Annotated in this window: 19 protein-coding genes; 14 read left to right on the forward strand and 5 right to left on the reverse strand. The window is 61.4% G+C overall.

All coding sequences use genetic code 11. The features are described 5' to 3' along the window. The first annotated feature begins 32 nt into the window (after nucleotides 1-32). The 5 genes from prfA to kdsA all read left to right on the forward strand — a co-directional run bounded on the left by prfA (nucleotide 33) and on the right by kdsA (nucleotide 4124). Nucleotides 33-1115 carry a peptide chain release factor 1 gene (prfA, locus tag M2416_RS07020; protein ID WP_045858977.1) on the forward strand — a complete coding sequence of 361 codons (1083 nt, stop codon included), beginning with the start codon at nucleotides 33-35 and terminating at the stop codon, nucleotides 1113-1115. Further along, a complete protein-coding gene (gene prmC / locus M2416_RS07025) occupies nucleotides 1115-1969 on the forward strand; it encodes a peptide chain release factor N(5)-glutamine methyltransferase (protein WP_259223950.1) in 855 nt (284 codons plus the stop codon). The genes prfA and prmC overlap by 1 nt, the downstream gene beginning before the upstream one ends. After that, entirely contained in the window at nucleotides 1966-2358 is a 393-nt protein-coding gene (sirB2, locus tag M2416_RS07030; RefSeq protein ID WP_123708328.1) for an invasion regulator SirB2, read from the forward strand. The genes prmC and sirB2 overlap by 4 nt, the downstream gene beginning before the upstream one ends. A gap of 3 nt (nucleotides 2359-2361) precedes the next feature. Then, nucleotides 2362-3174 carry an invasion regulator SirB1 gene (gene sirB1, locus M2416_RS07035; protein ID WP_045858970.1) on the forward strand — a complete coding sequence of 271 codons (813 nt, stop codon included), beginning with the start codon at nucleotides 2362-2364 and terminating at the stop codon, nucleotides 3172-3174. A 95-nt stretch (nucleotides 3175-3269) separates the two neighbouring features. Then, complete coding sequence (kdsA, locus tag M2416_RS07040) at nucleotides 3270-4124, forward strand: 3-deoxy-8-phosphooctulonate synthase (protein ID WP_041146098.1); 855 nt, start codon at nucleotides 3270-3272, stop codon at nucleotides 4122-4124. Between the two features lie 96 nt (nucleotides 4125-4220). On the opposite strand, the gene chaA is transcribed toward kdsA, so the two are convergent. Next, entirely contained in the window at nucleotides 4221-5321 is a 1101-nt protein-coding gene (gene chaA / locus M2416_RS07045) for a sodium-potassium/proton antiporter ChaA (RefSeq protein WP_076947671.1), read from the reverse strand. 265 nt (nucleotides 5322-5586) lie between these two features. Between chaA and chaB the strand changes: the two genes are divergently transcribed. Both chaB and M2416_RS07055 read left to right on the forward strand, forming a co-directional pair. After that, nucleotides 5587-5817, forward strand: coding sequence for a putative cation transport regulator ChaB (gene chaB, locus M2416_RS07050; RefSeq protein ID WP_041146096.1), 231 nt, complete (start codon nucleotides 5587-5589; stop codon nucleotides 5815-5817). Between the two features lie 152 nt (nucleotides 5818-5969). Further along, nucleotides 5970-6650, forward strand: coding sequence for a gamma-glutamylcyclotransferase (locus M2416_RS07055; RefSeq protein ID WP_076947670.1), 681 nt, complete (start codon nucleotides 5970-5972; stop codon nucleotides 6648-6650). 69 nt (nucleotides 6651-6719) lie between these two features. Here M2416_RS07055 and M2416_RS07060 read toward each other — a convergent pair whose 3' ends face one another. Next, the gene (locus M2416_RS07060; RefSeq protein WP_076947669.1) at nucleotides 6720-6962 is read right to left on the reverse strand and encodes a DUF1883 domain-containing protein; all 243 of its coding nucleotides are present in this window, start codon (nucleotides 6960-6962) and stop codon (nucleotides 6720-6722) included. Nucleotides 6963-7202: 240 nt separating this feature from the next. Continuing rightward, on the reverse strand, nucleotides 7203-7556 hold the full coding sequence (locus M2416_RS07065) for a DsrE/DsrF/TusD sulfur relay family protein (RefSeq protein WP_259222930.1): 354 nt from the start codon (nucleotides 7554-7556) through the stop codon (nucleotides 7203-7205). A gap of 68 nt (nucleotides 7557-7624) precedes the next feature. Between M2416_RS07065 and nasR the strand changes: the two genes are divergently transcribed. The 7 genes from nasR to M2416_RS07100 all read left to right on the forward strand — a co-directional run bounded on the left by nasR (nucleotide 7625) and on the right by M2416_RS07100 (nucleotide 20171). Then, on the forward strand, nucleotides 7625-8821 hold the full coding sequence (nasR, locus tag M2416_RS07070; RefSeq protein ID WP_259222931.1) for a nitrate regulatory protein NasR: 1197 nt from the start codon (nucleotides 7625-7627) through the stop codon (nucleotides 8819-8821). Between the two features lie 249 nt (nucleotides 8822-9070). Next, nucleotides 9071-10327, forward strand: a complete 1257-nt coding sequence (locus M2416_RS07075; RefSeq protein ID WP_259222933.1) for a CmpA/NrtA family ABC transporter substrate-binding protein — start codon at nucleotides 9071-9073, stop codon at nucleotides 10325-10327. Between the two features lies 1 nt (nucleotide 10328). After that, complete coding sequence (ntrB, locus tag M2416_RS07080; RefSeq protein WP_041146091.1) at nucleotides 10329-11222, forward strand: nitrate ABC transporter permease; 894 nt, start codon at nucleotides 10329-10331, stop codon at nucleotides 11220-11222. Nucleotides 11223-11230: 8 nt separating this feature from the next. After that, nucleotides 11231-12019 (forward strand): ABC transporter ATP-binding protein, encoded by a 789-nt coding sequence (locus M2416_RS07085; RefSeq protein WP_259222935.1) that lies wholly within the window; start codon nucleotides 11231-11233, stop codon nucleotides 12017-12019. Nucleotides 12020-12028: 9 nt separating this feature from the next. Further along, nucleotides 12029-16090 carry a nitrite reductase large subunit NirB gene (nirB, locus tag M2416_RS07090; RefSeq protein WP_259222937.1) on the forward strand — a complete coding sequence of 1354 codons (4062 nt, stop codon included), beginning with the start codon at nucleotides 12029-12031 and terminating at the stop codon, nucleotides 16088-16090. Continuing rightward, complete coding sequence (locus tag M2416_RS07095; protein WP_259222939.1) at nucleotides 16090-18708, forward strand: nitrate reductase; 2619 nt, start codon at nucleotides 16090-16092, stop codon at nucleotides 18706-18708. The genes nirB and M2416_RS07095 overlap by 1 nt, the downstream gene beginning before the upstream one ends. Nucleotides 18709-18794: 86 nt before the next feature. Continuing rightward, nucleotides 18795-20171, forward strand: a complete 1377-nt coding sequence (locus M2416_RS07100) for a YchO/YchP family invasin (RefSeq protein ID WP_259222940.1) — start codon at nucleotides 18795-18797, stop codon at nucleotides 20169-20171. On the opposite strand, the gene narL is transcribed toward M2416_RS07100, so the two are convergent. Together narL and narX are read right to left on the reverse strand one after the other, a co-directional pair. Beyond that, complete coding sequence (gene narL, locus M2416_RS07105; RefSeq protein ID WP_041146087.1) at nucleotides 20168-20818, reverse strand: two-component system response regulator NarL; 651 nt, start codon at nucleotides 20816-20818, stop codon at nucleotides 20168-20170. The genes M2416_RS07100 and narL overlap by 4 nt on opposite strands. Before the next feature lie 9 nt (nucleotides 20819-20827). After that, nucleotides 20828-22606, reverse strand: coding sequence for a nitrate/nitrite two-component system sensor histidine kinase NarX (narX, locus tag M2416_RS07110; RefSeq protein WP_259222942.1), 1779 nt, complete (start codon nucleotides 22604-22606; stop codon nucleotides 20828-20830). Nucleotides 22607-22624 lie beyond the last annotated feature (18 nt).

Below are 22624 nucleotides of genomic sequence, written 5' to 3' on the forward strand. Positions count from 1 at the left end.
CTCTTTTTTCAGGACAGGGTTAATTCACACCTATGAAGCCTTCTATTGTTGCCAAACTGGAAGCTCTGTACGAACGCCATGAGGAAGTTCAGGCGCTGCTGGGGGATGCTGCAACCATCGCCGATCAGGATCGATTCCGCGCGCTGTCGCGCGAGTACGCGCAGCTGAGCGACGTTGCACGCTGTTATACCGAATGGCGCCAGGTGCAGGATGATATTGAAACCGCGCAGATGATGCTCGACGATCCGGAGATGCGCGAAATGGCGCAGGAAGAGCTGCGCGACGCCAAAGATAAGAGCGAAGAGATGGAGCAGCAGCTGCAGGTTCTGCTGCTGCCGAAAGATCCCGACGATGAGCGTAACGCCTTTGTCGAAGTCCGCGCCGGTACCGGCGGAGACGAAGCGGCGCTGTTTGCCGGGGATCTGTTCCGCATGTACAGCCGCTACGCGGAAGCTCGCCGCTGGCGCGTTGAGATCCTCAGCGCCAACGAAGGCGAGCACGGCGGTTATAAAGAAGTGATTGCCAAAATCAGCGGCGACGGCGTCTACGGCCGGCTGAAGTTCGAGTCCGGCGGCCACCGCGTGCAGCGCGTACCGGCGACCGAATCGCAGGGGCGTATCCACACCTCCGCCTGTACCGTCGCGGTGATGCCGGAGCTGCCGGAAGCCGAAATGCCGGACATCAACCCGGCCGACCTGCGTATCGACACCTTCCGCTCCTCTGGGGCGGGCGGGCAGCACGTTAACACCACCGATTCCGCTATTCGTATTACCCACTTGCCGACCGGTATCGTCGTGGAGTGTCAGGACGAACGCTCTCAGCACAAGAACAAGGCCAAGGCGCTGTCGGTGCTGGGCTCGCGCATTCGCGCCGCCGAAGTGGCCAAGCGTCAGCAGGCGGAAGCGTCTACCCGACGTAACCTGCTGGGCAGCGGCGATCGTAGCGATCGTAACCGTACCTATAACTTCCCGCAGGGCCGCGTGACCGACCACCGCATCAACCTGACGCTCTACCGTCTGGATGAAACGATGGAAGGTAAGCTGGATATGCTCATTGAGCCGATTGTCCAGGAGTACCAGGCCGATCAGCTGGCAGCGCTTTCCGAGCAGGAATGATGATTTTTCAACAGTGGCTGGCGCAGGCGATTGCCCGACTGAGCGACAGCGAAAGCCCGCGCCGCGACGCGGAGATCCTGCTGGGACACGTGACCGGCAGGGCGCGGACTTACCTCCTCGCCTTTGGCGAAACGGCGCTGACCGACGGCCAGCTGGCCGAGCTGGAGGCGCTGCTGAGCCGCCGCCAGCGCGGCGAGCCGATCGCGCATCTGGTCGGTCAGCGCGAATTCTGGTCGCTGCCGCTGCTGGTGTCACCGGCAACCCTGATCCCGCGTCCCGACACCGAGTGTCTCGTCGAGCAGGCGCTGGCGCGGCTGCCGGCGACGCCGTGTCGGATCCTCGATTTAGGCACCGGCACCGGCGCGATTGCGCTGGCGCTGGCCAGCGAGCGTCCAGACTGTCGGGTGACGGCGGTCGATTTTATGCCCGACGCCGTCGCATTAGCCGCGCGCAACGCGGCTCAGCTTGCCATCACCAACGTGACGGTGCTGCAGAGCAACTGGTTTAGCGCGCTGGCGGGCCAGCAGTTTGAAATCATCGTCAGCAACCCGCCCTATATCGACGAAACCGACCCGCATCTTGCGCAGGGCGACGTTCGCTTCGAGCCGAAAACGGCGCTTGTTGCCGCCGATAGCGGTCTTGCTGATTTGGCGCACATCATTCGCGAAGGACGTCGATTCCTGAGCCCTGACGGCTTAATGCTGCTGGAGCATGGCTGGAAGCAGGGCGCCGCGGTGCGCGGCCTGTTCCACGATGCGGGATATCTCGACGTGGTGACCTGCCGCGATTACGGCGATAACGACCGCCTGACGTTAGGACGTTTTCCGGCTATGGATAAGAAGGTTGGCGTATGAATCTGTTTACCGCAGTGCTGTATCTGCATATTGCGGCGGTGGTCGTGTCGGTCAGCCTGTTCGCGTTACGCTACTGGTGGAGCTACAGCGACAGCCCGTGGCTTAACCGCCGCTGGGTACGCATCGTGCCGCACTGCAGCGACACGATACTCTTTCTCAGCGGCGCCGGATTAATGGCAATAACGCACTATCTGCCGTTTACTGAAGACGGCACATGGCTGACTGAGAAGCTATTTGGCGTTATTATTTACATCGCATTGGGTTTTATCGCGCTGGGCCGTCGACGTCCGCGCAGCCAGCAGAGCAGGTTTATCGCCTTCCTGCTGGCTTTGGTGGTGTTGTTCATCATCATACAACTCGCCATCACAAGAACACCGTTACTGGGGTAAGTCATGAGGTCACTAGCTGATTTCGAATTTAATAAAGCGCCACTGTGCGATGGAATGGTCCTCATTTCTGAATTGATCCGCGACGACTTTCCGACGGGTTACGTGCAGGACGAACTGGAGCGGCTGCTGAGCCTGGCGCAGGAAGAGATCGCGACCTCGTGGGATCAGGAACGTCAGCTGGAGCGGCTGCTGGAGCTTTTCTATCATGAATGGGGCTTCAGGGACTCCCACGGCGTCTACCGGCTTTCCGATGCCCTGTGGATCGATAAGGTATTGATTAACCGTCAGGGGAGCGCCGCGTCGCTGGGGGCGATTGTGCTGTGGATTGCCCAGCGCATGTCTCTGCCGGTGGTACCGGTGATTTTCCCGACGCAGATGCTGCTGCGCGCGGACCCTGAAACCAGCGAAGAGATGTGGCTGATTAACCCGTTCAACGGGGAAACGCTCAATGAGCACACGCTGGAAGTGTGGCTGAAGGGCAATATTAGCCCGGTGGCCGAGCTATTCAATGAGGATCTTGATGAAGCGGATAACGCGGAAGTGATCCACAAGCTGCTCGACACCTTAAAATCGGCGCTGATGGAAGAGCGGCAGATGGAGCTGGCCCTGCGCGCCAGCGAAGCGCTGCTGCAGTTCAATCCGGAAGACCCGTACGAAATTCGCGACCGCGGGCTGATATACGCCCAGCTCGAGTGCGACCACGTTGCGCTGCTGGATCTGAACTATTTCGTCGAACAGTGTCCTGAAGACCCGATCAGCGAAATGATCCGCGCGCAAATCAACACGATTTCGCACAAACAAATTACATTGCATTAGTCGATATACGCGAAATACGCTGCGCTGAGGCGATTTTAAGGTATGACGCGTATTTATCTGGAATGATTCCGGTTACACCCTGATAAGGCGATCTTATGAAACAAAAAGTGGTTAGCATTGGTGATATCAACGTAGCAAACGACCTGCCTTTCGTCCTGTTTGGCGGGATGAACGTGCTGGAATCCCGCGATCTCGCGATGCGTATCTGCGAACACTATGTGACGGTGACGCAGAAGCTGGGCATTCCTTATGTGTTCAAAGCCTCTTTTGATAAAGCCAACCGTTCTTCCATCCACTCCTATCGCGGGCCAGGTCTGGAAGAAGGGATGAAGATTTTCCAGGAGCTGAAGCAGGCTTTCGGCGTGAAAATCATCACTGACGTTCATGAAGCCAGCCAGGCGCAGGCCGTGGCCGACGTGGTTGACGTGATTCAGCTGCCGGCGTTCCTCGCCCGCCAGACCGACCTGGTTGAAGCCATGGCGAAAACCGGCGCGGTGATCAACGTTAAGAAACCGCAGTTCGTCAGCCCGGGCCAGATGGGTAACATCGTCGACAAGTTTATTGAAGGCGGCAACGACAAGGTTATTCTGTGCGACCGCGGCGCTAACTTCGGCTACGACAACCTGGTTGTTGATATGCTGGGCTTTGGGGTGATGAAAAAAGCCTCCAACAACTCGCCGGTTATCTTTGACGTCACCCACGCTCTGCAGTGCCGTGACCCGTTTGGCGCCGCTTCCGGCGGTCGCCGTGCGCAGGTTGCTGAACTGGCGCGTGCCGGTATGGCGGTGGGTATCGCCGGCCTGTTTATTGAAGCGCACCCGGACCCGGAACATGCGAAATGCGACGGCCCGTCCGCGCTGCCGCTGGATAAGCTGGAGCCGTTCCTCAAGCAAATGAAGGCTATCGACGATCTGGTTAAAGGCTTTGACGAGCTGGACACCAGCAAGTAGCGGCCCCTGAGATGACAAAAGCCTGCCGGTTGCAAAACCGGCAGGCTTTTTTATGCATCCTCCCCCGGTTCGCGTCGCGCGGCCGGGGGAGGTGAATCAGGCAAAAATGGTCATCAGATAGGCGGCGAATAGCGCCAGGTGCGCCGCGCCGTTGAGCACGTTGGTGCGTCCGGTCGAGAACGAGATCTGGCACAGCAGCAGGGATGAAACCATGACGATCATCTCCGGCGACCCGAGGCCAAAGTGCAGCTCATTGCCGGTTAAAAAGGCAATCAGGGTCACGACCGGTACGGTCAGAGAGATGGTTGCCAGCACCGAACCGAAGAACAGATTCATCGCGCGCTGTACCTGATTGTTTAATACCGCCTTCAGGGCACCCAGGCCTTCCGGGGAGAGGATCAGCAGCGCCACCAGGAAACCGGTAAAGGCCACCGGCGCGTTCATGCTGGTCAGCAGCGTCTCCAGCGGGTTGGCGTTCATCTTGGTCACCGCAATCACCGCAATCAGGTGAATGAGCAGCCACGCGGTGTGCCAGCCGCTGCTGTGCGCCGACGGCTTGCCGTGATGCGGGTCATCGTCGTCGCCGTCATCTTCATGCTCATAAATAAACAGGCTCTGGTGCGTTTTGGTCTGAATCAACAGGAAAACGCCGTACATGGCCGCCGAAATAAGCGCCACCAGCAGCGCCTGACCGGTGGAGAAATTGGCGCCAGGCAGGGCCATGGGAAACACCAGTACGATAATCGCCAGCGGGAAGAGGGCGATTAAATACTGCTTGATACCGAACAGATTCATGTACTGGGTGGCGAACTTACGCCCGCCCAGCAGCAGCGAGAAGCCGACCAGGCCGCCGGTAACGATCATGATTATCGAGTACAGGGTGTCGCGCATCAGCGTCGGCGCAGCGTCGCCGGTGGCCATCAGCGCGGAAATCAGGCTAACTTCAAGAATAACAACCGACAGGCTTAGAATGAGCGAACCGTAGGGCTCGCCCAGGCGGTGGGCCAGCACGTCCGCGTGGCGTACTACGCTGAATGCGCTGCTGAGAATGCCGACTAACGCCAGAATATTAATCGCAATAACCACTGGCAGTGACTGGCTACTTCCGAAGAAGAAAAGCACCGCCAGTGCCAGCAGCGGAAATACGAGGGACGTCTCCTTGTGGCGGGTTTTTACCGCCTCATGTGCATGGGTCATGAACCATCTCCATATTGTGCAGGTGTTATAATTATAGATACTGTAAGTTGATAAAATAACAGACATTACGTGAATTGATTGGTTTTTTTACTTAAATTTACCGCTATCAACCACTAATGGTGTTAGATTGCTATAACCTGCTGTTATTGCGCTTTTATATTTACTATTCAGATAATTACTAAAGTCAACTTCTCACTCCCTCCCGCCTTGCGTAGGGCAATATTGCGTTCCAGACTTAAATTCCAGCCCCTTTCTGGAGAACACTATGCCTTATCACAGTAAAAAAGACCTACCCGACAGCGTCCGCCACGTCCTGCCTGAACATGCTCAGGAGATTTATAAAGAAGCCTTTAATAGCGCCTGGGACCAGTACAAGCATAGCGAGGACCGTCGGGGCGACGCCAGCCGCGAAGAGACGGCGCATAAAGTGGCCTGGGCGGCGGTAAAACATGACTATCAAAAGGGAGACGATGACCGCTGGCACAGGAAGTCATAGCCGATCCTGCTACCCGCGCGGCGCCTGAGCGGCGTTAATTGCTAATTGCCAAATAAAGCTGGATAATAATTCAGCAATGTTTCATAAGAATGTTTCACAAGGATGGCATCAGATAAACGCCGGGAAGCGGGCAGTGGCGGAGGTAGTAGACAGTGTTAACACGTGATTTCTTAATCAATGCGGATTGTAAAACGGCGTTTGGCGCTATTGAGGAATCGCTACTCTGGTCGGCAGAGCAACGGGCAGCCTCCCTGGCAGCCACTTTAGCCTGTCGTCCGGACGCGGGATCGGTATGGATTTTTGGCTACGGTTCGCTGATGTGGAACCCGGCCCTCGAGTATCGCGAGTCCTGTACCGGTACGCTGCCGGGCTGGCACCGCGCCTTTTGCCTGCGGCTCACCGCCGGGCGCGGAAGCGCGCATCAGCCTGGGCGCATGCTGGCGCTGAAGGAGGGCGGGCGCACCACCGGCGTCGCCTATCGCCTGCCGGACTGCACGCTGGAAGAAGAGCTCACCCTGCTGTGGAAGCGGGAGATGATCACCGGCTGCTATCTGCCGACCTGGTGCAAGCTGGAGCTCGACGACGGGCGGACGGTCAACGCGCTGGTCTTCATTATGGATCCGCGTCATCCGCTGTTCGAAGCCGATACCAGCGCCCAGGTGATCGCGCCGCTGATCGCCAAAGCCAGCGGTCCGCTTGGCACCAACGCCCAGTACCTCTTCTCGCTCGAGCAGGAGCTGCGCAAGCTCGGCATGCACGATGATTGCCTCGACGACCTGGTCGGCAAGGTGCGAAATCTGCTGGGCGATTGCGGTCAGCCGGGGCTGGCCTGAAAAATGCCCGGGAGACCCGGGCATGAAGAGAGGTTTGATGCTGCAGTCACAACGCGCCAGGCGCATGCCTCAGGCGGGAACGTAGCTGATTGAGTGCTCCAGCGACTGGCTGTGGCTGTCGATAAGCACGTTCCAGGTGCCGCTGTAGGGCACGGTCATATACGCGCTGTCCCGATCCTGCACGCTCAGCACATCCGCGTGGCTGTCGCCTGGAACCTTCGCGCTCATCAGGTGAATATGGCAGCGCTCTGAACAACGCACCACCAGCGTATCACCGCCAAACAACGTCAAACTTGCTTTTACCATTGCCATTTTCCAACCCCGTCTTTGTCAGCCCACGGCATCCTGCCCGTTCAATCCTGCGCGTGATATTGTTCACACTTTGCTCATGGCATAACACCAAATGGGGAAGGTGCGGATGATGATTTTGATCAAAAAAAAGGATAAAGATTAAACAAAAATGATGTTGTTCCTGAAAGCATTCAGCTGGCATATCTTTTAACGCAATAAACGCTGCCAGCCTGACATTTAATCCTGCTAAAGAGGGTTAACTCAGAAGGTCAGGACTTTATCCGCCGCCAGCGTCCACTGCGCCAGCTCAACCAGCGTGCCGATCTCAACGCCATCGATCAGCGGCAGGGAGGTTATCCCCCGGCCGTCGGTGCAGGTTTTGCACAGCTTCACCGGCACGTTCTGCGCGGTGAGGATCTCCAGCATCTGCTGAATGTTATAGCCTTCCGCCGGTTTTTGACCGCGTAGCCCGGCGGTAACCGCGTCGGACATTAAAAACACATTCAGCGTCAGTTCGGACTGCTGTTCGCGCAGGGCAATCGCCAGGCGCAGGCTGTTGAACAGGGATTCGCTACCGTAGGCAGCGCCGTTGGCGATAAGCACAATACTTTGCATAAGGACTCCTTTGTATAAGGCACGGTTATTGCTTAGCTGAAGTATAAAGCGTTAACCCTGGAGAGAGCATGAATAATACGGCCGGCACCGTGCCTGAAGCAAACGACTGGTTCCAACATGCGCGCCAGCTCCAGAGGCAGCAGCTCCGTCAGCTGGCGCAGCAGGGCGCGCTGGCCAATCAGATAAGCGCCCTGGTGCATATGCTGCAGTGCGAGCGCGGAGCCTCCAATATCTGGCTATGTTCCGGCGGCCGACTCTACGCCGCGGAGTGTCGCGCCGGCGGGGCGCTGGTAAATGAGCAACTGGCCATCTTTCGCCAGGCCCTGGAGCCGGCGCGCGCCAGCGCCAGCAGCGCCCTGTGCTGGCGTATCGCCAGCGCGGTGTGGTATCTCGGGCAGCTTCCCGCCCTGCGCGAGGCCGTGCGCCTGCGCACTATTGCCGCCGAAGAGGCGACCGGCCAGTTCAGCCGCATTATCCGGCATCTGCTGAATATCGTCCCACAGCTCAATGACAGTATCGACGATCCGCAGATAGCCGGAGGGATGGTGGCGCTCTACAGCTTTATGCAGGGCAAGGAGCTGGCGGGGCAGGAGCGCGCGCTGGGGGCGTTGGGCTTTGCCCGCGGCCGGTTCAGCGACGAGCTGCGCCAGCTGCTGGTGGACCGTATCGACGGGCAGCAGCCGTGCTTTGACAGCTTTCTGGCCCTGGCCGACGCGGCGCAGACCGCGCTGTTTAATGAGCAGTGCCAGGCCAGCATCGAAATAGAGCAGCTTCGGCGTATCGCCTGTACCCGTCAGCCCTCGGAGGACAACGGCGAGACGGCGCTGCGCTGGTTCTGCGCCCAGACGCAGCGTCTGGAGCTGATGCGCGGTCTGGAAGAGCGGCTGATTAGCGATCTGCTCGATGCCGCCGATCGGCTGCTGCAGGGGAGCGGACCGGAGATGCCACCCGACCGCTGGCCGGAAGAGGACGGCGGCGATGACGTTGCGCGACGGCTGGACAGGCAGCTGCTGCCGCTGGTTCGCCAGCAGGCGTATGAGCTGCAGCAGCTCTCCGGCCAGCTGGCGTCGCTAAAAGATAGTCTCGAAGAGCGCAAGGTCATTGAGAAGGCCAAAAGCGTCCTGATGTCCCATCAGGGAATGAATGAAGAGCAGGCCTGGCAGGCGCTGCGCAAGATGGCGATGGATAAGAATCAGCGGATGGTTGAAATCGCCCGCGCGCTGCTGATGGTCAAGTCATTATGGCCGCTAACCCCAAAGGAGTAGATGCACAATCGGCGGGCATTTTGTGCCTGTCGACGGTGCAATTTTTGCCCCGACAGCCGCTTTTGCAGGCAGGAAACGCGCCAAAAGCGGCCATCGGGAAAACTGGCATCCCGTTTGCATTAGCTAAATCGAGTTAGTTCACCATTTTTGGGCAGCAGGCCAACGGCGGCATGCGGGTCCATGGATAAAGGCGTCCTGCAGTGCGTAAGCACTGTCGGGCGCTTTTTTTTTGCGCGTTCTGGAGCGGGTATGGGCGATAAGATTTCGATGACACGGCGGCGTTTTCTACAGGCAGGGGCCGCGCTTGGCGGCGCGATGCTGCTGCCTGGGCTGATGCAGTCAGCGTGGGCGGCAGGCTCCGATAAGCCGGAGCAAACCACCGTGCGGGTGGGCTTTATTCCGCTAACCGACTGTGCGCCTTTGGCGATCGCGTCGCTGAAAGGCTTTGATAAAAAATATGGCTTTACCCTTGTGCCGACCAAAGAGGCCAGCTGGGCGGCGGTGCGCGACAAGCTGATCTCCGGCGAACTGGATGCGGCGCATATTCTCTACGGCCTGCTGTACGGCCTCGAGCTGGGTATTGCCAGCAAACCGCAGTCCATGGCTAACCTGATGACCCTCAACCGCAACGGGCAGGCTATCACCCTGTCACGCGACCTGCAGGACAAAGGTGTCACCGATCTTCCCGGCCTGAAGCGGCTGATTGGCCAGAGCGCGCCGGGCAGCTACACCTTTGCCCATACCTTTCCTACCGGCACCCACGCGATGTGGCTCTATTACTGGCTGGCCAGCGGCGGCATCAATCCGTTTGACGATGTGCGCACCGTCGTCGTGCCGCCGCCGCAGATGGTGATGAACATGCGGATCGGCAACATGGTGGGCTTCTGCGTCGGCGAGCCGTGGAACGCGCGGGCCATCAACGATCGCATCGGTTTTACCGCCGCCACCTCTCAGGAGATCTGGCCGGATCATCCGGAAAAAATTCTCGGCACCCGCAGCGAGTGGGTAGAGCGTAATCCGAATACCGCCCGGGCGCTGGTTGCGGCGGTAATGGAGGCCTCGCGCTGGATAGAGGCTTCGCCAGAGAACACCCGCGAGACGGCGCGCATCCTGGCGAAACGCGCGTGGCTGAATACCAAAGAGCAGTACCTTACCGGGCGGATGCTGGGCGAATACAACAACGGACTGGGGCGCAGCTGGCAGGACGCGCACCCGATTCGTTTCTACGATCGCGGCGAAGTCAGCTTCCCGTGGCTGTCGGATGGCATGTGGTTCATGACCCAGTTCCGACGCTGGGGGCTGCTGAAAGCGGCGCCGGATTATCAGGCGGTGGCGCAGCGTATTAACCGAATTGACGTATGGAAAGAGGCGGCGCAGGCCGTTGGCGGCATCAGCGCGCCGGGTCAGGTGATGCGCAGCAGCACATTGATGGACGGAACGGTCTGGACGGGGGCCGATCCTGAAGGCTACGCCCGCGGCTTTGCGATTCAACGTATGGGGGCATGAGATGAAACACGCGCAAAAAAATAGTACCCAACCCGCAGTCGCCAGCGCTGAAAAAGCGCCGGGCGAAGTCATTATCCTGCCGCCGGTGCAGGTCCGGCGGCCAACGCCCGCCGTCACGCGCTGGCTGCGCGAAGGCGTCCAGCGCGTGCTGCCGCCGCTGCTGGGGCTGGGGCTACTCCTGTTCTGCTGGCAGATGGCGGCGATTAACGGCAAAGGCTTCCCGACGCCGCTCAGCACGCTTGATTCGGCGCTGACGCTGTTTGCCGACCCGTTTTATCAGGACGGCCCTAACGACATGGGTATCGGCTGGAACGTGCTGGCCTCGCTGCAGCGCGTGGCGGTGGGTTTCGGCCTCGCGGCGCTGGTGGGTATTCCGCTGGGCTTCCTGATCGGTCGTTCGCTGTTCTTCGCCCGCATGTTTAATCCGCTGATCGCGCTGCTGCGTCCGGTCAGCCCGCTGGCCTGGCTGCCAATCGGCCTGCTGCTGTTCCAGAAAGCGGAGCCCGCGTCGAGCTGGACCATCTTTATCTGCTCCATCTGGCCGATGGTGATCAACACCGCCGAAGGCGTCCGGCGGATCCCGCAGGACTACCTGAACGTGGCGCGCGTTTTGCAGCTTTCCGAATGGACGGTGATGCGCCGCATTCTCTTCCCGGCGGTGCTGCCCGCCGTGCTGACCGGGGTGCGCCTGTCGATAGGCATCGCCTGGCTGGTGATTGTCGCCGCTGAAATGCTCACCGGCGGTCTGGGGATTGGGTTCTGGATCTGGAACGAATGGAACAACCTCAACGTGGAAAACATCATTATCGCCATCGTCATTATCGGCGTCGTCGGCCTGCTGCTTGAGCAGGGCCTCATGCTTATCGCCCGCCGCTTCAGCTGGCAGGAAAAATAGGAGTCGCTATGAAACCATTAATTCAGGTACAGGCCGTCAGCCAGCGTTTCAATACCACCAGCGGCGAGTTTTTGGCTCTGCAAAACGTCTCCTTCGATATCTACGAAGGGGAAACCGTCAGCCTGATCGGCCACTCCGGCTGCGGCAAATCGACGCTGCTGAATCTGATTGCCGGGATTACGCTGCCGACGGAAGGAGGCCTGCTGTGCGATAACCGCGAAATCGCCGGGCCGGGGCCGGAGCGGGCGGTGGTGTTTCAAAACCACTCCCTGCTGCCGTGGCTGACCTGCTTTGACAACGTCGCGCTGGCGGTGGATCGGGTCTTTCGCCGCACCATGAGCAAGGCCGAGCGCCGGGAGTGGATTGAGCACAACCTCGACCGGGTGCAGATGGGCCATGCGCTGCACAAGCGCCCGGGGGAAATCTCCGGGGGAATGAAGCAGCGCGTGGGGATCGCCAGGGCGCTGGCGATGAAGCCAAAGGTGCTGCTGCTGGATGAACCCTTCGGCGCGCTCGACGCCCTGACCCGCGCCCATCTGCAGGACGCGGTCATGCAAATTCAGCAGGCGCTGAACACCACTATCGTGATGATTACCCACGACGTTGATGAGGCGGTGCTGCTGTCGGACCGGGTGATGATGATGACCAACGGTCCGGCGGCGACGGTCGGTGAAATCCTCGATATCAATCTGCCCCGGCCGCGCAATCGCGTGCAGCTGGCGGACGATAGCCGCTATCACCACCTGCGCCAGCAGATCCTGCATTTCCTCTACGAAAAACAGCCTAAAGCGGCGTAGGGGGCGGCGATGAAGCGGCAACTGGTGATTATCGGCAACGGGATGGCGGCCACCCGATTAGCCCAAACGCTGGCGGCGCGGGCGGACGGCGCGTTTCACATCACGATTATCGGGGATGAGCCTTGCCAGGCCTATAACCGCATCCAGCTGTCGCCGGTGCTGGGGGGCGAAAAAACGCTGGCCCAGACGCTGCTGCTGCCCGCGCAGTGGTATCAGCAGCACGACGTGACGGTACGGACCGGGGAGAGGGTTGAGGCCGTCGACGTGCAGGCGCAAACCCTGCGCACCACCCGGGGCGAGCTGCGCTGGGATGAGCTGATTTTCGCCACCGGCTCGCAGGCGACTATCCCGCCGCTGGCGGGCGCCGGGCTGCCGCACGTTTACGCCTTTCGCACGTTTGCCGACGTCGAGGCCATTATGGCGCTCGGCGGTCCGGCGGTGGTGATTGGCGGCGGCGTGCTGGGCGTCGAGGCGGCCGCCGCGCTGCGCCGTTCCGGCGATGAGGTCACTTTACTGCACCGCGGCGAGTGGCTGATGGAGCAGCAAACCGATGCGTTCGCCGGCCAGCAGCTGCAGAGCCAGCTGGAGGCGCGGGGAATTGGCTGCGTGATGGCCTGCCGTATCGCGGCCATTCGCGAGCACGACGTGGTGCTGGAGGATGGCAGAACCTTCGCCGCCAGCCGCGTGGTGCTGGCAACCGGCGTACGTCCCAATATTGAGCTGGCGCAGCGCAGCGGCCTTGAGTGCCGACGGGGAATTGTCGTCGATCGCCAGATGGCGACCGCGCTGCCGGGCGTCAGCGCAATTGGCGAATGCTGTGAAATTGACGGCCGCACCTGGGGGCTGGTAGCCCCCTGCCTGCGCCAGGCCGAAGTGCTGGCCGCAAGGCTGTGTGCGACGCCGGGAGCCGATTTTAGCTGGCAGGACAGCGGTACCCGTCTGAAGGTGACCGGTATTGAGCTGTTCAGCGCCGGAGAACTGGTTGCCGGCGAACGGGATGAGCAGTGGACCAGCTGGGATCCGCTGGCCCAACACTACCGCCGACTGCTGCTGCGAGACGGCAAGCTGCGCGGCATTTTATTGCTCGGCGACTGCGCGAACGCGGCGCCGCTGACGGCACAGCTGGGAACCAGCGCGCCGCCGGAATGGCTTTTTGATCCTTCTTCAACGCAGCCGCGCGCTGCAGGACAAATCACTATGACAAAACCTGTTTTGGTGCTGATCGGACACGGCATGGTCGGCCACCACTTTCTTGAGCAATGCGTCAGCCGTAACCTGCATCAACAGTATCGTATCGTGGTGTTCTGCGAAGAGCGCTACGCCGCCTATGACCGGGTGCATCTGTCGGAATATTTCGCCGGCCGCAGCGCGGAATCGCTGTCGCTGGTGGAGGGCGACTTCTTTGCCGCCAACGGAATTGAGCTGCGCCTCAGCGAGCCGGTTGCCGCCATTGACCGCGAGGCGCGGGTGGTTCGCGATGCTCACGGCCACGAAACCCACTGGGACAAGCTGGTGCTGGCAACCGGCTCTTACCCCTTCGTTCCGCCGATGCCGGGCCACGATCTTGACGGCTGCTTCGTCTACCGTACGCTGGACGATCTTGACCAGATTGCCGCCTGCGCCAGCGGGGCGAAGCGCGGGGTGGTGATTGGCGGCGGCCTGCTGGGGCTGGAGGCCGCCAATGCGCTCAGGCAGCTGGGGCTGGAAACCCACGTGGTGGAGTTTGCGCCGAACCTGATGGCGGTGCAGCTGGACGGCCCGGGAGCGGCCATGCTGCGGGAAAAAATTAGCGATATTGGCGTCGGAGTGCATACCAGCAAGGCGACCCAGCAGATCGTCCGCGAGGCCAGCGGGCTGGCGCTTAACTTTGCCGACGGCGGCTCGCTCAGCACCGATATGGTGGTGTTCTCCGCCGGTATCCGCCCGCAGGACGCGCTGGCGCGCAGCAGCGGGCTGGCGGTGGGTGAGCGGGGCGGTATCTGCATCGACGATCGCTGCCGCACCTCCGACCCGGACGTGCTGGCCATCGGCGAGTGCGCCCTGTGGGAGAATAAAATTTACGGTCTGGTTGCGCCGGGCTACCAGATGGCGAGAACGGCGGCGGCGGATCTGGCCGGAGAAGAGGCGCGCTTCGGCGGGGCGGATATGAGCACCAAACTCAAGCTGCTGGGTATCGACGTCGCCTCCTTCGGCGACGCTCAGGGCCGCACGCCCGGTAGTCAGAGCTATCAGTGGACTCACGGACCGGAGCAGATCTATAAAAAAATCGTCGTCAGCCAGGATGGCAAAAAGCTGCTTGGCGGCGTGCTGGTGGGCGACGCCAGCGATTACGCCACTCTGCTGCAGATGATGCTCAACGACATGGCGCTGCCGTCACGCCCGGAAAGCCTGATCCTGCCTGCCCTTGAGGGCAGCGCGCCGAAGGCGCTCGGCGTGGCGGCGCTGCCGGACAGCGCGCAAATCTGCTCCTGCCACAACGTCAGTAAAGGCGATATTTGCCAGGCGGTCAGCGGCGGCGCGGGTGATATGGCGGCGATCAAAAGCTGTACCAAAGCCGCGACCGGCTGCGGCGGCTGCGGCGCGCTGGTCAAGCAGGTCATGGAGTATCAGCTTTCGGCCCAGGGTGTCGAGGTCAAAAAGGACATCTGCGAGCACTTCCCGTGGTCGCGGCAGGAGATTTATCACCTCGTGCGCGTCAACCACATCCGCACCTTTGAACAGCTGATTGCCCGCTACGGCCAGGGGCACGGCTGCGAAATTTGTAAGCCGCTGGTGGCCTCGGTGCTGGCCTCCTGCTGGAACGAATATCTGCTGAAGCCGGCGCATTTGCCGCTGCAGGATACTAACGACCGCTACTTCGCCAACATTCAGAAGGACGGCACTTATTCGGTGGTTCCGCGCATGGCGGCCGGCGAGGTGACGCCGGACGGTCTGATTGCTATCGGGCAGATTGCCAAACGCTACCAGCTGTACAGCAAAATTACCGGCGGCCAGCGGATCGACCTCTTTGGCGCTCGTCTGGAAGAGCTGCCGGCTATCTGGCGCGAGCTGGCTGATGCCGGGTTTGAAACCGGCCACGCCTACGGTAAATCCTTGCGCACGGTGAAGTCCTGCGTCGGCTCCACCTGGTGCCGCTACGGCGTGCAGGATTCGACCGGCCTGGCGGTGACCCTCGAACATCGCTACAAGGGCCTGCGCGCGCCGCATAAGATTAAAATGGCGGTCTCCGGCTGCACGCGTGAATGCGCCGAGGCGCAGGGCAAAGATATCGGGGTGATCGCCACCGAGAAGGGCTGGAATCTTTACGTCTGCGGCAACGGCGGCATGAAGCCGCGCCACGCGGACCTGTTTGCCAGCGATATCGACGACGCGACGCTGATCCGCACCGTCGACCGCCTGCTGATGTTCTATATCCGCACCGCCGATCGCCTGCAGCGAACCAGCACCTGGCTGGACAACCTTGAGGGCGGCATCGACTATCTGCGCGAGGTGATCCTCGAGGACAGCCTCGGGATCGGCGAAGAGCTGGAGCAGGAGATGGCGCGGGTGGTGGACAGCTACCAGTGCGAGTGGCAAACCACCCTTAACGATCCGCAGCGCCTGTCGCTGTTCCGCTCCTATGTCAACAGCGAGCAGCCGGACGATGCGGTGCAGCGCCAGCCGCTCCGTGGCCAGCCGCAGCCGGTGGCGGCGCCGGTGCTGCATGAAGGCGCGCCTTCGGCCCGTCCGTGGCAGGCGATTTGCGATCTTGAGGCGATCCCCGCCGAGGCCGGGATCGGCGCGCGGCTCGGCGAGCGGCAGATAGCGCTGTTCCGCTTTGGCGAGCAGATTTACGCGCTCGATAATCTCGAGCCCGGCAGCGACGCCAACGTGCTGTCGCGCGGGATCCTCGGCGACGCCGGAGGAGAGCCGATCGTCATCTCCCCGCTCTATAAACAGCGCATTCGCCTGCGCGACGGCCGCGCCTGCGACGGCGGCGAGCAGGCGGTACGCGCCTGGCCGGTAAAAGTGGAGAACGGCAAAGTGTGGGTGGGCAACCAGGTTCTGCTGGCGCGCGCGGAGGCTTCCTGATGGCGGAGATCCGAACTACCTGCCCCTACTGCGGAGTGGGCTGCGGCGTGCTGGCTGAGGTCGATGCCGCGGGCCAGGTCAGCGTGCGGGGCGATGCCGAACATCCGTCCAACCTCGGGCGCCTGTGCGTAAAGGGCGCGGCGCTCGGGGAGACCACCGCCCTCGCCGGGCGGCTGCTGACGCCGGAGCTGGATGATAAGCCCGTCGGCTGGTCGCAGGCGCTGGCAGCCGCGGGTTCGCGGCTGCGGGAGATCGTCGACCGCTACGGGCCGCAGGCGGTGGCGTTCTATGCCTCCGGCCAGCTGCTGACCGAGGACTACTACGCCGCCAACAAGCTGATGAAGGGCTTTATCGGCGCGGCCAATATCGATACCAACTCGCGGCTGTGCATGTCCTCGGCGGTGACGGGCTACAAGCGGGCCTTTGGCGCCGACGTGGTGCCGTGCAGCTATGAAGACGTTGAGAACAGCGATCTGGTGGTGCTGGTGGGCTCAAATGCGGCCTGGGCGCATCCGGTGCTTTATCAACGTCTGGTGCAGGCGAAGCGCGACAATCCGCAGCTGCGGGTGGTGGTTATCGATCCCCGGCGCACCGCGACCTGCGATATTGCCGATGTGCACCTGGCGCTGGCGCCCGGCAGCGACGGCGGCCTGTTCGTCGGCCTGCTGAACGCCATTGCCGGTGCCGGACCGCTGGCCGGCGATTTTAGCGACCAGCAGCAGGCGCTGGCGGCGGCGCAGATGTGGGACGTGGCTACCGTTGCCGAATTCTGCGGCCTTGAGCCGCAGCAGGTGGCCGATTTTTATCGCGACTTTATCGCCGCGCCGCGCGCCGTCACCCTCTACACCATGGGGATTAACCAGTCGGCCAGCGGCAGCGATAAGTGCAATGCCATCATTAACGTTCACCTGGCGAGCGGTAAATATGGCCGCCCGGGATGCGGACCGTTTTCGCTGACCGGACAGCCAAATGCGATGGGCGGTCGTGAGGTGGGCGGGCTGGCAACCATGCTGGCGGCGCACATGAACTTCGAACCGCAGGATTTACATCGCCTCTCGCGCTTCTGGGGTACCGAACGGCTGGCGCAGACGCCGGGGCTGACGGCGGTAGATCTGTTTGCCGCCATCGGGCGCGGCGAGGTGAAGGCGGTATGGATAATGGGCACCAACCCGGTGGTTTCGCTGCCGGATAGCCACGCGGTGAGTCAGGCGCTGGCCGCCTGCCCGCTGGTTATCGTCTCCGACGTTGCCGCTGACACCGATACCGGCCGCTTTGCCCATATTCGCTTTCCGGCGCTGGCGTGGGGCGAAAAGAACGGCACCGTCACCAATTCGGAGCGCCGTATCTCCCGCCAGCGCAGCTTTCTGCCGCCGCCGGGCGAGGCGAGGGCCGACTGGTGGATAATCGCCCGCGTCGCGGCCGAGCTGGGCTTTAGCGAGGCCTTTGCCTGGCAGCACGCGCACGACGTCTTCAGCGAACACGCCGCGCTGTCAGGGTTCGAGAATGACGGCCAGCGGGCGTTTGATATCGGCGGACTGGCCAGCCTTAGCCGCGAGGAGTGGGAAAATCTGGCACCGGTATGCTGGCCGGTCAGTCGCAGCACCGCCGCGCTGAACCTGCACCGGGGCTGGCACCGCGATGGCAAGCTGCGCATGGTGCCGGTGACGCCGCAGGGCACCCGCGCTGAAACCGACGCTTTCTATCCGCTGATCCTCAACAGCGGGCGCATCCGCGATCAGTGGCACACCATGACCCGCACCGGAACCGTGCCGCGTCTGATGCAGCATATTGCCGAACCGGTGGTGGAGGTGGCTCCGGCTGATGCCCGCCGCTGGCAGCTGCGGGACGGCGAGCTGGCGCGGATCTGGTCGCGCAACGGCGTCATGGTCGCTAAAGTGCTTATCAGCGACGGGCAGCGCCGCGGCTCGCTGTTTGTACCGATGCACTGGAATAATCAGTTTGCCCGCCAGGGGCGGGTGAATAATCTGCTGGCGGCGGTAACCGATCCGCACTCCGGCCAGCCGGAGAGCAAGCAGGTGGCGGTGGCAATTGCCGCCTGGCTTCCGGCCTGGCACGGCGAGCTGTTCTGCCGTCAGCCGGTTCCGCTGCCGGAATGGCTCCACTGGCGCCGGCGAGCGGCGGTGGGGGTTACGCATCTCTCGCTGGCGGGGGATAAAAGCCCGCGCGCCTGGCTTACCGACTGGTGCCAGCGCCAGGGCTGGCAGGTCCAGATTGCCGAGGCCGGCGCGCTGTGGAATCTGCTGGCGTGGCACGAGGGTGCCCTGATGCTGGGCTGGTGGAGCGACGCCCGCGAACCCGTGGTGGAGAGTGAATGGATTATCGCCGCCTTTAGCTCGCCGCCAGCGACGGCCGAGCTTCGCCACGCGCTGCTAAGCGGCAGAAAAGGGGGCGACGTCGCGCCGCGCGGGCGGATCATCTGCAGCTGCTTTAGCGTCGGTGAACGGGCGATCGTCGAGGCCATCGCCGGGGGCTGCCGCACGCCGGCTGAGCTGGGGGAGAAGCTAAAATGCGGTACCAACTGCGGCTCCTGTATCCCGGAACTGAAAGCGCTGTTAACGGAAAATAATTCCCGGGTGGAAGATTCAGCATATTCCTGAAATTGGCCCGGGGGCTGCGGGCGATGGCAAAAAACGGTAAACTTAGGTTCTGTTGCCATCCTTCGCGAGCCTCTGTCATCCGTTTAATGCCTTTGCTATTTCGTTTTACGCCACTTCTCCCCATCCTCCTGCTGCTGGCCGGCGCACCGGCTCGTGCCCTGCAGGGAAGCAACGCCTTCAGCGAGAAACAGACGGCGCTGCCCGATCTCGGCATCGCTCCCCAGCTCGATCAGGATGCGCAGCATTTTGCCGAAATGGCGAAGAAATTCGGCGAAGCCAGCATGAGCGATAATGGCCTTACAACCGGCGAGCAGGCGCGGATGTTTGCGATCGGCAGGATTGGTTCCGAGGTCAGCCAGCAGCTGGAGAGCTGGCTATCGCCGTGGGGCAACGCCAACGTCGATTTGCTGGTGGATAAGGAGGGGCACTTTACCGGCAGCAAGGGCAGCTGGTTTGTGCCGCTGCAGGATAATGGCGACTTCCTCACCTGGAACCAGTATTCGGTGACCCAGCGCGATAGCGGCCTGGTGGGTAATATCGGCCTGGGGCAGCGCTGGCGGGTTGGAACGTGGCTGCTGGGCTATAACTCCTTCTACGATAAGGTGCTGGATGAGCGCCTGGCGCGCGGCAGTATCGGGGCCGAGGCGTGGGGAGAGTCGGTGCGCCTGTCGGCTAATTACTACCACCCGGTGGGGAGCTGGCAGCAGGGCGACAGCCTGGCTCAGGAGCAGCGGATGGCAAGCGGCTACGACGTCACGGCCCAGGCGCGGCTGCCGTTTTATCAGCATATTAATACCAGCGTCAGCGTCGAGCAGTATTTCGGCGACAGTGTTGACCTGTTCCATTCCGGGACCGGCTACCATAACCCGGTGGCGGTATCGGTGGGGCTCAACTACACCCCGGTTCCGCTGGTCACGGTGACGGCGAAGCATAAGCAGGGTGAAAGCGGGCTCAGCCAGAATAACGTCGGGCTGAAGCTGAACTATCGCTTCGGGGTGCCGTTAAAGCAGCAGCTGGCGGCCGACGAGGTGGCGATCAGCCGCTCTCTGCGCGGCAGCCGCTACGACAGCCCGGAGCGCGATAATTTGCCGGTGGTTGAGTATCGCCAGCGTAAATCGCTGTCGGCCTATCTGGCGACGCCGCCGTGGGATCTGCAGTCGGGGGAAACGGTGCAGCTTAAGCTGCAGATTCGTAGCCTGCATGGAATTAAATCGCTGAAGTGGCAAGGGGATACGCAGCTGTTGAGTTTGACGTCGCCGGTAGATGCCAATAGCCCTGACGGCTGGAGCGTGATTTTGCCGGCCTGGAGCGGTGAGCCGGGCGCGACCAACCTGTGGCATCTGTCGGTGGTGGTTGAAGATAAAACGGGTCAGCGCGTCTCTTCCAATGAGATCGCACTGGCGCTGACCGAGCCGCTGGTAAAATTCTCGGCCCAGGGCGTATCCTGGCGAGAACTGCCCTAGAAAACGCGCTCCTGGTGTACCCAAACCGCGGCTTCGACGCGCGATTTCAGCTTCATTTTCTTCAGCATATGCTTAACGTGTACTTTCACGGTGCTTTCGGTTATCTCCAGACGGCGCGCGATCATTTTGTTCGGCAGGCCCTGGGCGATAAGCTTGAGGATATCGCGCTCGCGCGGGGTCAGCTGGCTGATATCGCGGTCCGAGGTGGCGCGGTTGGCGCGCAGGCTGGCCGCCAGCACCGGCGTTAACGCCTCGCTCAGCACCATCTCACCGGCAGCCGCCTGCTGCAGAGCCTTAAGCAGATCTTCCGGCTCCATATCCTTGAGCAGGTAGCCGTCGGCGCCGCGTTTTAAGGCGGTGACCACGTCCTCTTCATGGTTGGAGACGCTGAATACCACCACCCGGCCAGAGAGTGATTTCTCGCGCAGCTTATCGAGGGTTTCCAGGCCGTTCATGCCCGGCATGTTGAGATCCAGCAGGATCAGGTCTGGGTCCAGCGATTCCGCCAGCGCAATACCTTGTTCGCCGTTGCTGGCTTCGCCGATCACCTGAATGTCGGATGCCATACTAACCAGCTGTTTAACGCCGGTGCGCAGCATCGGGTGATCGTCAATGAGAAGGATGGTTGCCCGTTCCTGTTGACTCATGGGGTTCTCCTATTGGATTGAAAACGATTTTTCCGGGATAAAAGTGACGACCACTTCGGTACCGCCCGTCTCGCGACGGCGTACCTGGCAGTCTCCGCGCAAGCTCTGGGCGCGATCCCGCATAATAATTAAACCGTAATGGTTACTCCGTTCGGCATGGTCTGGTACGCCGCGGCCATTATCCGCGACCACCAGCCTGACCTGATTATCCCGCAGCGACACGGTTACGGTGACCTCCGTCGCTTTGGCGTGCTTCAACGCATTACTGAGCGCCTCGCGGGCGATTTGCAGCACATGGATCGCCTGGTGCGAGGGAACGAAACGCGGCGGCAGCTGGTAGTCCAGCCTGACCGTAAAGCCGAAATGGGCGCTGTATTCCATGCAGCTGGCTTCCAGCGCCGGACGCAGCCCCGGTTCGGTTAACTGTAGCCGGAAGGTGGTCAGCAGCTCGCGAAGCTGTGCCCAGGAGGTGTTCAGCTCGTTACGGATCTGACCCAGCAGCTGGCGACTCTCTTCCGGTAAATGTTCTCCCTGCATCTGCAGACAGCTGACCTGCATCTTCATGCAGGAGAGCGACTGGGCAATCGAGTCGTGCAGTTCGCGCGCGATAGTGGCGCGCTCCTCCATCACGATCAGCTGCTGCTGACGCTCCTGATGCCTGTCCAGCGCCAGGGTCGAGGTCAGCTGTTCGACCAGGGTATCCACCAGCTGCTGCTGATCGTGGCTCAGATGGCGGCCCACCGGCAGAGTGGCCAGCAGAATGCCGTACTGGTTATGGGCATCAGAGAGCCGCCACTTCAGCGTTGCCCCGCCGTCGGGCAGCGGCGGCAGATCGCGCGGACATAAATAACAGCCTTTATCATCGCAGTGTAAATCTGAATGACAGGCGAATTCCTGATGGTTGTCTTCATCTTCGAGATCATAGACCCTGACTTCAATATCGCGCAGCAGCGTCAGCCCCTGCAGGCCGTTAAGCACCGGCGAGATCCGCTCGCAGAGCGGGGCGCTGGAGTGCAGTCGGCGGTTGGCCTGCCACAAAAAAGCGAGGATTTCGTTTTTCTGCTCCAGACCGGCGGTTTTTTCCTGCACCCGCCGCTCGAGTACGGAATAGCTTTCCGCCAGCTCTTCCGACATGTTGTTCAGCGCCATCCCGAGGGTGGCCATTTCATCGCGTCCGCTGATGCGCACGCGCTGGGTAAAGTCGCGATGGCTTATCGCACGGGCCATCTCCAGCAGCTGCTTCCACGGACGCAGCAGCCGCGCCCGCAGCCAGACGATGGTGAACAGAAACAGCAGCGCCATGCCGCAGCCAAGGATCCGCTGGATCCAGACCACGTGCCTGATGCGCCGTTCGGTCGTATGGTCAAAGGCGGTGACCAGATGGTCTATACGGTCGACAAAGCTGGCGACGTCGGTGGCGACGGTCGCCTGATTCTGCGCGTGCCGCATCCCCGGCGCCAGCTCCTGCTGCCAGTAGTGCTGCAGCGCTTTCAGCTGGTTTTGCTGGCCGTCCCGCAGGGCGGCGTTCTGCAGCTCTTCGCTAAATACGGTGGCGGTCATCTCGTCGATAAGCCTGCCGTCGCTCTCGTTGAGCGGCACCGCGGCCAGCAGGCGATAGCTCTGCATTCTCAGCGATCCCGCTTTATTAATCGCGTGTGCGCTTCCCTGGACGCCGTGCACCAGCCGCGCGGAGATGCCGATCCCCGTGACGCCAATGGCCGTCGAAAGCAGGACAATCAGCGCCAGTTGATTCACCAGCGTGAGCGGGGTAAAAAGACGTTTTAACATAGAATGCGTGGCTCCTGA

The organism is Klebsiella sp. BIGb0132 (assembly GCF_024810075.1).
GTDB lineage: Bacteria > Pseudomonadota > Gammaproteobacteria > Enterobacterales > Enterobacteriaceae > Klebsiella > Klebsiella terrigena.